The sequence below is a fragment of the Pseudomaricurvus alcaniphilus genome, assembly GCF_011440395.1.
Taxonomy (GTDB): domain Bacteria; phylum Pseudomonadota; class Gammaproteobacteria; order Pseudomonadales; family Cellvibrionaceae; genus Pseudomaricurvus; species Pseudomaricurvus alcaniphilus.
Genome location: NZ_JAAOIX010000014.1, coordinates 98,698 through 111,377, shown reverse-complemented (window position 1 = coordinate 111,377; position 12,680 = coordinate 98,698). Strand labels below are relative to the sequence as shown.

Here is a 12,680-nt window from a genome sequence, read left to right as displayed (position 1 = left end):
GGATTGAATCATGGTGCAAACAGCGTCCCCTTCCTCGAGCAGGAAAATCACCCTGAAGGCGCCGCTGTCGGGCCCGCTGCACGCCCTCGAATCCGTTCCAGACCCGGTGTTTGCCCAGAAGATGGTGGGCGACGGCATCTCCATCGACCCCATCGACCAGCTGCTGTTAGCCCCCTGCGACGGCGAGGTCTTGCAGGTACACTCCGCCGGTCACGCCCTGACCCTGCTGACCGATCCCGGGCTGGAAGTCATGATACACATCGGCCTCGATACCGTGGAACTCCAGGGCGAGGGTTTCAGGCCGCGGGTAAAAGCCGGTGACCAGGTCACCAGCGGTGATATATTGATCGAGTTCGACGCCGACTTTATCGCCACCCGGGCCACCAGCCTGCTGACCCAGATCGTCATTACCAACTCGGAGATGGTCAGCCGCTTTGACCCGCGCAGCGGCACGGTAACCGCGGGCGAGGATGACTTGATCGACTTATGGCTGGGCCCGCCGCCCGACAACGGCACCCCACCTGCTGCCGCCGCACCGGTAACCGCTACAACAACTGCTACAGAGGCCGGAACCCGGGCTGATATCGCCACCGCAGTCGGGGCGGAAACGGCCGTCGCTGCCGCCGCACCCGCGGCCACGACCAGTCCAGCCCCATCCCCGCGCACAGATTCGCGCCGACCCGGGGCTGCGACCGCAACCACCCCGGGCCTGCAGTCCGATGAAATCAGCATTCCCAACCAATACGGTTTGCACGCCCGCCCCGCCGCGGTGCTGGCCAACCTGGCGAAACAATTCAAGGCCGAGATCCGCTTGCAGCGCGGTGCCGACAGCGCCGACGCCAAGAGCGTGCTGTCGCTGATGGAACTGGGCGTTGCCTACCAGGACCGCATCAGACTGGTGGCCCGGGGTGACGACGCCGGCGCCGCCCTGGGGGCACTGGTGCCCCTGCTCGCCGCCGGCCTCGGTGACACGGGCCTGGCCCCCGCCCCGGCTCCGGCCAGTGTCGCGACTACCGCCGGCGACCAGGCGCAGCCGCTGCCGCCGGAAGATACAAACCTGCTGCCGGGCCTGGCGGCCTCACCGGGGCTGGCCATCGGCACCATATTCCAACTGCGCAGTGAACAACCGGTGTTCGAAGAATTTGGCCGCAACGCCCACGACGAGCAGCGCCTGCTTGATGGCGCCCTGGCCGAGGCGGGCGCCCAACTGGAGGCCTTGCAAGCACGCCTGCGCCAGGAAGCCGACGCCAGCAAGGCCGCCATCTTTGCCGCCCATCAGGAGCTGCTCGACGACCCGGTATTACTCGACATCGCCCTGGACGAAATCGCCGCCGGTAAAAGTGCGCCCTGGGCCTGGCAACAGGCGGTGGATATCCACGCCGAGCGCCTCGCCAAATCCCAAAATCGACTGCTGGCCGAGCGCGCCGCGGACCTGCGCGATTTGGGCGCGCGGGTCATGCACTTGCTCACCGGCAGCAGCGGGCAACTGCAGACCGCAGTACCGGCACAATCGATAGTGGTAACAGAAGAACTGACCCCGTCCTCCGCTGTAGAACTGGATCGCGACAACGTGCTGGGCTTTTGCACGGTACTGGGAGGGACTTCCTCCCACGTAGCCATCCTGGCCCGCTCGCTGGACCTGCCGGCGGTGGCGGGAGTGGACTCGCGGGCACTGGATATTGCCAATGGCAGCGCTGCCATTCTCGATGGCGACCGCGGCACCCTGCGCATCAACCCCAGCCCGGAAGAACTGCAGGACGCCGAGACCCGCGGCCGCGCGGCCAGCCAAAGACGCCAGCAGTACTTGCGCCAGACCCGGGAACCGGCGATCACCCTGGATGGCACCCGGGTCGAGGTGGCGGCCAATATTGGCAGTATGGCCGACATCCGCCACGCGGTGCAGTTGGGGGCCGAGGGCATTGGCCTGTTGCGCACCGAGTTTCTGTTTATGAACCGCAGCCAACCGCCCTCCGAGGCCGAACAGCGCCAGTTCTACAGCAATATCGCCGCCTTTCTCGAGCCGGAACAACCACTGGTGATCCGCAGCCTCGACGTGGGCGGCGACAAGCCGCTGCCCTACCTGCGCATCCCCCGGGAAGACAACCCCTTCCTGGGCGAGCGCGGCATTCGTATCAGCCTGCAGCGCCCGGACATTTTCCGCCAGCAAATCCGGGCCATTTTACAGGCCGGCAAGCACAACAACCTCGCCCTGATGCTGCCTATGATCGCCAGCCTCGATGAGTTGCGCCGTGCCCGCGCCATGGTCGAGGCGGAACAGCAGTTGCTGGGCACCAAACCCGTGCCGCTGGGTATTATGGTGGAAGTGCCGACGGTGGCACTGATGGCCAGCCAGTTCGCCCGGGAGGCAGACTTTTTCTCCATCGGCAGCAACGACCTGGCCCAATACACCCTGGCCATGGACCGCGACCATCCGCGCCTGGCCGCCGCCATCGACGGCCTCAATCCCGGCGTGCTGCGCCTGATCGAAGCCACGGTCAAAGGCGCCAGCGGCGGCCACACCTGGGTGGGGATCTGCGGTGCCATCGCCAGCGACCCGCAGGCACTGCCATTTCTGCTGGGGCTGGGCATTAAGCGACTCAGTTGCAGCGTGCCGGCGATCCCGGCCATCAAGGCGCGCATCCGCAGCCTGGATATGGCCCACTGCCGCGAGCTGGCGCAACAGGCCCTGCAGCAGGACGGCGCCGCCCAGGTGCGCGCCCTGTACCCGGATGAAAATTAACCAAGGCAAAACACACACGCAAAACGGAGTGCCGCATGAGAGAGGGAAAGCAACTGACGGACAGGGCCTTTGCCACGCTGCAAAAGCTCGGCAAGGCGCTGATGCTGCCAGTGGCGGTGCTGCCGGGCGCCGGGTTGCTGCTGGGCATTGGTTCGGCCGAGTTTGCGCTGCTGCCGCACAGCCTGTCCGAGATAATGGCAGCTGCCGGTGGCGCGGTATTTAGCAACCTGCCGATCCTCTTTGCCATCGGTGTGGCACTGGGCTTCAGTAATAACGACGGTGTTTCAGCGCTGGCGGCGGCCATCGGCTACGTGGTGATGCTGGCGGTCATGGGCATAGTCGCCGGCAACCTGGGTTATAAGCTCACCCCGATTCTGGGCATCCACTCGGTCGATACCGGTGTCTTCGGCGGTATCCTCGCCGGCGCCATGGCCAGTTGGTGCTTTAACCGCTACTACCGCATACAGCTGCCGCCCTACCTCGGTTTCTTTGCCGGTAAACGGCTGGTGCCCATCGCCACCGCGTTTGGGGCGATTCTACTGGGCGCCCTGCTAAGCCTGCTGTGGCCGCCCATTGGCAAGGCAATCGCGGCGTTTTCCCACTGGGCCGCAACCGAGAGTCCGAACCTGGCCTTCAGCCTGTACGGTTTTGTCGAGCGCCTGTTGATTCCCTTCGGCTTGCATCATATCTGGAACGTTCCTTTCTTTTTTGAAGTGGGCCAATACCTCGACCCGGCTTCGGGCGAGGTCATCCGCGGCGAGATTCACCGCTATATTGCCGGCGATCCGAGCGCTGGCAATATGAGCGGCGGCTACCTGTTCAAGATGTGGGGGCTGCCCGCCGCGGGCCTGGCCATCTGGCACTGCGCCCGCCCGCAACACCGCGCCCGCATCGGCGGCATTATGCTCTCGGCTGCATTGACCTCGTTCCTGACCGGCATTACCGAGCCGCTGGAGTTTGCCTTCCTGTTCCTCGCCCCGCTGCTGTATTTACTGCACGCGCTGCTGGCGGGCGCGGCCTATTTCCTCTGCATCGAACTGGGCATCAAGCACGGCATGACCTTTTCCCACGGTTTGATCGACTACCTGGTACTGCTGCCCAAATCTACCCACGGGCTCTGGTTAGTGCTTATCGGCCCGCTCTGGGGGATGCTCTACTACACTATTTTCCGGCTCGCCATCGTCCGCTTTAACCTCGCCACCCCCGGCCGGGAGGATGACGCTGGCGGCCCGGTCCGAACGGCCACACCAGCCGACAGTGATTTGAGCCAGGCCCTGGTCGCGGCCCTGGGCGGGCGCAGCAACCTGGTCAGCCTGGACGCCTGCATCACTCGCCTGCGGGCAGAGCTGAAGGAAATTACCGCTGCCGACCCGGGCCAATTAAAAGCCCTGGGGGCGGCGGATGTAGTGGTGGTTGGCAACAGCCTGCAAGCCATTTTCGGCACCCGCTCGGAACAGTTAAAAACGGATATCGAGGCCTACCTCGGCAGCTCGGGCGAATCGCCCGCGGCAGCGGGTCGGCCGGTGCCAGCAGCAGCGGTTGCGACGACCAGCGCCACCAGTGCCGCCGCAGCTGGCAGCCCGGTGCGGCTGGATACAGGCCAGCTGGCGGCCATAGTGACGGCGCTGGGCGGGCGGGACAATATTCATCGCCTTACTGCCAGCGCCCTCACCCGCCTGCGGGTCGAACTCGGCAACCCGGCAATGGTTGACCACCAGGCGCTGGCCAGCACAGCGGGGATCGAGGGCGTAATGCCGTTGCCCGGCAACATTCTGCACCTGCTGGTGGGGTTGCAGGCCAAACAATACGAGACCGCCATGCTGGGCCTGCTGGCTCGCTAGTGCCTAGCCGATAAAGGCCCAAGGGCCCTGGCTCTTCAGCGCCGAACGGGTAATGGTCTGGCGCAGCTCTGGGTCACTGGCCAGCAGCAGTTCGAATTCGTGGGCGGACAGGGAAAACAATTGGCCGTAGCCAAGCGCGTAGACATCGGCTTTTTGCGGATGGCCTGTCAACAGTGCAATCGCCCCCAGGAACTCGCCGCTGCCGAGTCGCACTGGCTTGGGTTCGAGTTTGACTTCCACCGCTCCGGTAGCGATAAAATACATGGCCTGCGGGCGCTCGCCCTGGCGCAGTATATGCTCGCCCGGCTCGATCAGCCTGGGTTGCAGCAATTGCGCGACCCCTTCGATAAAGTCTCGGGGCTGGTCGGTAAAGAAGGGTACTCGCGCCACCAGCTCCTCGGCCGAGAGCACCAGGTCCAGCCGCGGCTGCCGATCCAGCTTGCGAGCGCGTCGGTCCAGGTCGCGCATTAAATCGGTGTAGGCCTCTTGGCTCAGCACCCGCTCCTTGAGCATCCGGTTGTAGTCCACTTCTTCCAGCCGCAGGGCAATGCGGCCGAGATCCCGTTTCTGCACGGTGTGGGCGTAAGCCGGGTACTGCAAGCGCAGGATGTCGAGTTCGTCGCGGGTCGCCTGGCTGCGCCACTCCAGCAGATCGGTCAGTTCAGCGCAGATCGATTCACCGACCAATGGCGCCAGCCGGGTGGCAGGATAACTGCGCAACTCCTCCACCACCGATGAAGTGGCCGTCAACACTTCAATACGATTGGCAATCTGCCTGGCCAGGGGCACTGACCAGCCCAGGCGCCGGTGCAAGCCCACCGCTATACGGAAACTGGCGCCGACGGCCAGCGAGTGTTGCACGGCCTCGCGGTATTCCGCCTGGTCGGCGGTTTTGAGTGTGTCCAGCAGGTTATCAATATGCCCCAGTAAATGCCGGGTAATGGCAGCCGAGACCAAACCCTGGGCAAAGCGGTTGAGGTAGAGCTCGCCCTCGTAGTTTGTAACTGTGGTCAGGCCGATACGCTGCAGGCTGGCGCGGGGAACCCGGTCACTGGCGGCCAGTTCCAGTTGCAGCTCCACCAGTCGCTGGCGATAGCCGGCGCTCACCTCGGTGGCCGCTGCCCAGCCAATTCGATATTGGCTGGCCGCTTGCTTGAGATCCTTGAGAATGTGCTGCAGTGATTGCGCCATGGCCTGGTTGCGCATTACCAGGTCGCTGCTCTGCAGCCGATCCAGTCGCAGCGTGCGCACCAGCGCACGAATGGTGGTGGCATTGACAAACAGGGTGATCAACACAAAGCCGGTGACCAGGATGCCGACCAGGCGCTTGACCGCCGGATCGATGGCCGGGTTTTCCACGACGATCAATGCCAGCGCCAGCGACACCGCACCGCGCAAACCACCCCAGAACATCACCGTGCGATAGGCGCTGCTGACCGAGTGGCCGATACCCATACGTGCCATCAGTGGCAGCACTGCGTACAACACCAGCGCCCGGGCGCCCAGTGCAGCGGCCACCAGCACCCCCAACAGGACAATATCCTTGCTGCCGGTGTCGGCCAGCAACTCACTGACGATCAATCCCACCAGGAAAAAAATCAGTGAGTTGGCCCAAAACGCCAGCTGCTCCCAGGTTTCCATCATGGCGTGCCAGGTAGTGGCCGATACCTTGGTGCGGCCAAACGAACGCATCACGATACCGGCACTGACCACCGCCATAACGCCGGATACGTGCAAGTAGTGTTCGGCAAACAAAAAGGAAAAGTAAGCCAGGCACACCGTCAGGGTAATCTCGGTAACCGGCATATTGCGAATCTGGCCGATGATTGATGCCACTATCCAGGCAATCACAGCACCGGCCAGAATGCCCCCGAAAAACACCGTAATAAAACTGACGATGGCCTGCGGCGCGCTCGGCTCCTGGGTACCCATCAGGATCCCGGCCAGGATAGTAAACAGGACTATGGCGGTGGCATCGTTAAACAGGCTCTCCCCTTCCACCAGGATGGTGAGCCGATGGGGGGCCCCCAGATCCTTGAAGATGGAGATCACCGCCACCGGATCGGTCGCGGAGACAATTGCTCCCAGCAAGAGGCACGCTACCAGCCCAACCCCGGTCACCGCCGCCAGTGACAGGCCGATCAGGAAGGTGGAAATGAGCAGGCCGATAATCGCTAACAGCAGGATCGGGCCGATATCATCCATCAGGTGACGCACGGAGATATTCAGTGCCGACTCAAAAATCAGCGCCGGCAGGAAGATAAAAAATACCGCATCCGAGGTAATTTGAAACTGTTCCAGCGACAGCAGGAAATCGCCGATCATCCAGAAGCGCTCGAGGTCATCGAGGATCAGTACGGCAATCCCAAGCACTATGCCGGCGGCGGCCAGCAGTACGGTGTAGGGGAAGTTCAGGCGCAGGGCCAGCGGCTGCAGCAGACTGGCAATGGTAAGGAGCCCGGCCAAACCCAGTATCAGGAATATAGTACCGTGCATGGGTGGCTCCCAGGGTTTGGTCTGTGCGCGCCATCACCAGACTCGGGGCTGGCTGCGATGACGCTCACAAATTCAGGAGTGTATGCATCGGTTATACCCAGCCTGCCCCGGCCTGTCAATCGGGGACGACTTGGCTGGCGACTATCGCCACAGTCGAATACGCAACGCTAATACTGGCGGGCGCGGCCCGCGGATACCTGCGTATTCAGCGTCTCGACGGCAAAGCGTTCGGATTCACCGTTGCTCCAGCGTATCCGCGCGCCGTCCACTTTCTGGCACGCCCCAAGCCCAATATGCAGGCTGGTATTCATGCCCTGGGCAAAGGCCGCCGAGGTTGCCCCCACCTTGCGCCGGTAGGTACTGCCGCAGGCCTTGAGGGTAACTTCGGCACTCTCCGCCAGGCCCTGGCCAGAGGGAGAGCTGCCTGCATGCACAATGACAAAGTTGCCCTGAGCAGCTTGCCTGGCGCTATTGTTTTCGAGCAGGTGCCATTTTCCCCGTTCATTGGAAAACAACAGGTCAACTGCCCCGTCCAGGTTAAAATCAAAGGCTTCGACGGAACCGCCGGTGGCGCCCAGTTCCGGTGAAAAAAACCCGTGATTGGCGGCACGGACAAAGGCTTTACCGCCCTGGTTGAGATAGACGATATGCTCGTTCTGGCTGGCCATATCGCCATAGCGCAGTACCACAAGATCTGCCCAGCCGTTGTTGTCGAAGTCGCCCACTGCAGCGCTGGTGGTTTGTTCGTCGATGGCAATACCCAGCCGGGCGGTGACATCGGCAAAGACACCGTCGCGATTCTCCAGCAATCGCACCGGCAGCGGTTGCTGTGGCACTGTTTTGGGCCGGGAAACAACGTTACTGAAAACCGCAGCCGTGCGCGAATGTGATTGCCCGCCGACGCGCCACATACCATCGCCCAGGTAACCAATGTACAAGCCAGCTTTGAGCGGCCCGCTCGGCCAGCCCCTGGCGTCCTGCTGGCGCAGCACGAAATCCTTACCCCCGTGCCGGTCGCCTTTGAACTCGAGCTTTCTCTTTTCCGCTCCGACAAATACATCAAAATGCGGGTAGCTAACCTGAAGATTATCCACTTGCAGATCACCCTCTACTTCGAGGTCTTCAAACAGGTAATCCTGGCGGAATACGAGGAAGGCGAAGCGCTGGTTTTCCTCATCGTAGTAGGTTTCCTGTTCGAACTGGGCCTCTGCGCGGGTAATAAACAAATCGAAATCACCGTCATTGTCGAAATCGATTTCGGAGATACTGCTGATATGACTGGTGTCCGCCAGGTCACCAAATACTTTTGCATTGACGTTGGCGAAGGCCATGCCTTCACCGCCTGCCACAGCCACCATATTGTCACCGCCATAGAGAATAAAATCCGGATCGTGGTCGCTATTGAAATCGGTCACCAGAGCCCTGTAACCCAGCCACTTTGCTTGCGGCAAGTTACCCACAAATTCGAACCCCCCTGCCCCTGTATTTTCATAGAAATGGTTGGCCCCGGCCTTTTGGCTGGGCAGCGGAAACCCTGTCAGCAACAGGTCCGCTGCCCCATCCTGGTCAGCGTCGAGTAATTTGACAGCCCGACCGCGACCGGGCTCAAAATATTCAAACGGTTTGCCTCCGTCGACAGTGCGATCCTTATTGACTTGAAACCACAGGGGCCTGCGGGGGTTGTTTCCGTCTCCACCACCTTGGGCAATAATTATATCGGCACGACCGTCGCGATCGAAATCCGAGACGGCGACGCCGTGCAAATCGCCAACAGTAATGTCCTGCGGACCGGAAAATGTACCGCCTTCGTTCCAGAATACTCGCACCCGATAACCATGCTCGGTCAGGATGACGTCCTGGTGGCCATCCTGGTCAAGGTCAGCAATGACGGCGTTATCCCACTTTTGCCTGGACTTGTCCTCCAGCGGCATTATGCCCCGGGTTGCGCTGAACAGGGGCGGCGCCAGGATACTTGACCTGGATGGCTGGGCAGTGCTTTCCGTCAGCCCCTGGCAGCCAGTAAATAACAGCGCACCAACGCCAAACCCGGTGGCCGAAAGAATTTTTTTGCGCGTAATTATTGTTTTGTACATAGGCGTAATTCATCCTCTAATTAATCGATCCAGCTATGCTGAACATTCCATTGCCTGGCCATTACCTGGCATTGAGGGCCGTGACCATCACCAGTATCAGGGCGGCAGGAGCTAGCCGCGACTGCGCCCTGGCCCGGGTAACGTCTGCTGGCAGCAAGACCGTTGACGAACGCCTGAAACAGGTTTCTATTGCCATCACAAACATCATATGTTTATATATGGCATATGAAATATAGCTGAATCCTGGCGACGCAGCAAGTTCGCCTCCGCCAGAAACCGCGCGCCACCCGTCAGGCTCGGCTAAACCGCAGGCATCATGTCCAATGTGAGGAACGTAATGAAAAATATAATAACGCTACTGTGCTGGTCGCTTCTGTGCATGTTCAGCATTGGATCGGCAGCAGCAAGCAAGGATTCAACCGCGGCCGGCAGCAAGCCGAACGTACTTATCCTGCTGTTTGATGACATGCGTTTCGATACTTTTTCTTACCGCGGCGGCCCGGTGCCCACGCCAAATATTGACAGTCTGGCACAGGAGGGCACACGTTTTGACAACGCCATAACCTCCACCGGCCTGTGTTCACCGTCGCGCGCAGCCTTGTTTACCGGGCGCTGGGGCCACAAAACGGGCCTCGATGATAATGTCCACCTGTATCATTCGCGCTTGTCTGAACTGGCGCTGTCGGAAGGTGGCTTGTTGCGCCGGGCCGCAAACTCGGGCTACAACGTCAGTTATGTCGGCAAATGGCACTTGGGCGCCCAGGGGCCCAGCCTGCGCGGCGCCAACTTTATCTGGGGTCATGACAAAGACGCCGAGCGCCACGCACGTCCGTTTGTACCGCGCACAACCAAGGCATCCATTGACCGCTACTACCGCGGCGAGCTCGATGGCAATAATGAAAAACACGAGTACTACCGCACTCTGGCGGGGACGTTCGAGAGCACTGAGGCGGGCATAGAAGTGGCCAAGGGCCAGCAAATGCTGCGCGCCGCCGCCAGGGATGGCCAACCCTTTTTCGGTATTGTCAGCTTCGAGCAACCCCACCCGCCCTATCGTGTGCCGGAACCCTATGCCAGCATGTTTGACCCGCAACAAGTAGAGCTGCCCGGCAATCACGGCATCGAGCGCGTCAACAAACCCATGTCCCAGGATGACATTGTCTGGCCCTGGCACGATGTCGGCCACATGACCGAGACCGACTGGCGTAAAACCCGTGCCTTTTACTATGGCGCGATCGCCATGATTGATCACGCCGTAGGTGAACTGATCAAAACCGCCAAAGAAGAAGGGTTGTACGAGGATCTGCACATTGTCCTGCTGGGCGACCAGGGCAGCATGCTGGGTGAGCACAACCTCTATGACAAAGGGCCTTATGCCTATGATGAGTTGATGCGTATGCCGCTTATCGTGCGCAGCCCGGGGATAGCGCCACGCACCATTAGCCGCCTGGTATCCATGCTGGATGTGGCGCCGACCCTGTCCGAGATCATGTCCTTGCCCGCAGACGGTGAAGTCGATGGTCGCTCGCTGCTTCCGCTGATGGAGCGCGGCGACAAAGCCGACGGCAAGCGCCCGGACATCGCCCTCTACGCCTACGAGTGGTACAACGGTGGCTGGTTTGGAATTCGCGCCATCCGCACACCCACCATGAAATTTGTCTGGAACCCCGGGGACGACACCGATGAACTCTATGACCTGGAAAATGATCCGCTTGAAATTAACAACCTGATCGGCGAGAAATCCTATCGCAAAAAACTGCTGCAACTGATTGGCCATATGGAGTCCGAGCTGGTTCGCATCAAGGATCCTGCCATCGAGACATTCCACCACCACATGAAAATATATAAAAAGTAAGCGGCCAAATCCGCCTTTGTTTTGGCCCTGTCGCCTGCTGAGTGCGCCTTGTTAGAGCTGTTTATGGCTCCGACGGGCGCACCGCCCTACTCGATAAAAGCAAGAGGACCCTCTCTATGCAACTTGCACAAACCTGTAAGTATTTGGCATTTATTCTGACGCTGTGCTCTGTTGCCTCGACCGCAATGGCCGCTGACCGGCCCAATATTCTCTTCATCCTGGCGGATGACCTGGGTTATGCGGATGTGGGCTTTAACGGCGCAAAAGACATTGTCACGCCCAACCTCGATCAACTGGCACGGCAGGGAACGACTTTCACCCGGGCCTATGCCGCACACCCTTTTTGTGGCCCCAGCCGCGCGGGATTACTGACAGGGCGCTACCCCCACCACTACGGCGCACCGTTTAATTTGCCCGAGCGATCCGGCCTCGGTATCCCGCTGCAAGAGGTTTTTATCGCGCAGGTGTTAAAGGACAGTGGCTACCTCACCGGTGCGCTAGGCAAATGGCACCTGGGCGAGGCGCCCCAATTCCACCCGAATCGGCGCGGCTTTGATGAATTCTACGGCTTCCTGGGTGGCGGTCACGAATATTTCCCGGCGTCTTACGCACAGACCAACAAAGGCAGCCTGGGAGAAGAGTTTACTTATATACCCGAATACCAATTGCCCATACAGCACAACGGCAAGGCCGTTGTGGAAACAGAATACATGACCGACGCCCTGTCGCGAGAAGCGGTGGCCTTTGTAAAAAAAGCCGCCGATGCGAAGCAACCCTTTTTCCTCTACCTGGCCTATAACGCACCCCATACACCGCTGCAGGCCAAGGCGGAAGATATGGCGATGTTCCCCGATATCAAAGATTCCAAACGCAAAACCTATGCCGGCATGGTTTACGCCGTGGACAGGGGCGTTGGCCGCATCGTGAACGCCTTGCAGCAGTCCGGCCAACTGGACAACACCCTGATTGTATTTACCAGTGACAATGGCGGCAAGCTCACCGCGGGCGGCAATAACTACCCCCTCAGGGAGGGCAAGGGCAGCGTCTATGAAGGTGGCTCGCGGGTACCTATGCTGTTCCACTGGCCACAAAAACTGCCCGGCAACAGGCGCTTCGAGCACCCGGTACTGGCGCTGGATTTCTACCCCAGCTTTGCGGCCCTGGCCGGCGCCCGGATTCCTCAAGGCAAGGTTCTCGACGGCAAGAATATTTTCCCCTACCTCAGCGCCAACAAAAATCCCCGCGCCAACGAACCCTATTACGTATTGCGCCATCGCCACGGATTCAGCGATGCCGCCGTGCACAAGGATCAATGGAAGGCGGTCAAGGTAAGCGCCACAAACTGGAAACTGTTCGATATCGAAAATGACATTTCCGAGAGCCACGACTTGAGCTTGGAGAATAAAGAACTGCTGGCAGACATGGTGCGCCGCATGGAAATGTGGAGTTGGTCAAACACCCAGCCGCTCTGGTTCTCTGCCACTGAGGAGGGCGCCCACTGGCGCTTGCAAGGCATGCCCCGCGACGACTTGACCTACGATCACGACGGGAACCAGCGTCCACAATAATCCGAACCGATCACGATCCATAAGGTAACAATAGCGAATTTATCGGTTGATTTTTAAACATATGATGTTTATATTTGTCATAGATGA

Annotated in this window: 6 protein-coding genes; 4 read left to right on the top strand and 2 right to left on the bottom strand. The window is 60.3% G+C overall.

The features are described from left to right. Positions 1 to 10 precede the first annotated feature (10 nt). Together ptsP and ptsG are read left to right on the top strand one after the other, a co-directional pair. Positions 11 to 2,740: a phosphoenolpyruvate--protein phosphotransferase gene (gene ptsP, locus G8764_RS21090; RefSeq protein WP_166167955.1), complete on the top strand. Its 2,730-nt coding sequence runs from the start codon at positions 11 to 13 to the stop codon at positions 2,738 to 2,740. Positions 2,741 to 2,775: 35 nt separating this feature from the next. Next, positions 2,776 to 4,581: a PTS glucose transporter subunit IIBC gene (gene ptsG / locus G8764_RS21085; protein WP_166167952.1), complete on the top strand. Its 1,806-nt coding sequence runs from the start codon at positions 2,776 to 2,778 to the stop codon at positions 4,579 to 4,581. A 3-nt stretch (positions 4,582 to 4,584) separates the two neighbouring features. On the opposite strand, the gene G8764_RS21080 is transcribed toward ptsG, so the two are convergent. Both G8764_RS21080 and G8764_RS21075 read right to left on the bottom strand, forming a co-directional pair. Next, positions 4,585 to 7,077 (bottom strand): cation:proton antiporter, encoded by a 2,493-nt coding sequence (locus G8764_RS21080; protein ID WP_166167949.1) that lies wholly within the window; start codon positions 7,075 to 7,077, stop codon positions 4,585 to 4,587. 167 nt (positions 7,078 to 7,244) lie between these two features. Beyond that, positions 7,245 to 9,170: a CRTAC1 family protein gene (locus G8764_RS21075; protein ID WP_166167946.1), complete on the bottom strand. Its 1,926-nt coding sequence runs from the start codon at positions 9,168 to 9,170 to the stop codon at positions 7,245 to 7,247. Positions 9,171 to 9,549: 379 nt separating this feature from the next. Here G8764_RS21075 and G8764_RS21070 point away from each other — a divergent pair, with 379 nt between their 5' ends. Both G8764_RS21070 and G8764_RS21065 read left to right on the top strand, forming a co-directional pair. Further along, entirely contained in the window at positions 9,550 to 11,025 is a 1,476-nt protein-coding gene (locus G8764_RS21070) for a sulfatase-like hydrolase/transferase (RefSeq protein ID WP_207952022.1), read from the top strand. Positions 11,026 to 11,141: 116 nt separating this feature from the next. Further along, positions 11,142 to 12,593: a sulfatase-like hydrolase/transferase gene (locus G8764_RS21065; RefSeq protein ID WP_166167940.1), complete on the top strand. Its 1,452-nt coding sequence runs from the start codon at positions 11,142 to 11,144 to the stop codon at positions 12,591 to 12,593. Positions 12,594 to 12,680 lie beyond the last annotated feature (87 nt).

What these genes read in the sequence shown, in the direction of transcription:
- ptsG (WP_166167952.1), top strand. Translation starts at nt 2,776, where the DNA reads ATGAGAGAGGGAAAGCAACTGACGGACAGGGCCTTTGCCACGCTGCAA.
- G8764_RS21080 (WP_166167949.1), bottom strand. Translation starts at nt 7,077, where the DNA reads ATGCACGGTACTATATTCCTGATACTGGGTTTGGCCGGGCTCCTTACC.
- G8764_RS21065 (WP_166167940.1), top strand. Translation starts at nt 11,142, where the DNA reads ATGCAACTTGCACAAACCTGTAAGTATTTGGCATTTATTCTGACGCTG.
- G8764_RS21070 (WP_207952022.1), top strand. Translation starts at nt 9,550, where the DNA reads ATGTTCAGCATTGGATCGGCAGCAGCAAGCAAGGATTCAACCGCGGCC.
- ptsP (WP_166167955.1), top strand. Translation starts at nt 11, where the DNA reads ATGGTGCAAACAGCGTCCCCTTCCTCGAGCAGGAAAATCACCCTGAAG.
- G8764_RS21075 (WP_166167946.1), bottom strand. Translation starts at nt 9,170, where the DNA reads ATGTACAAAACAATAATTACGCGCAAAAAAATTCTTTCGGCCACCGGG.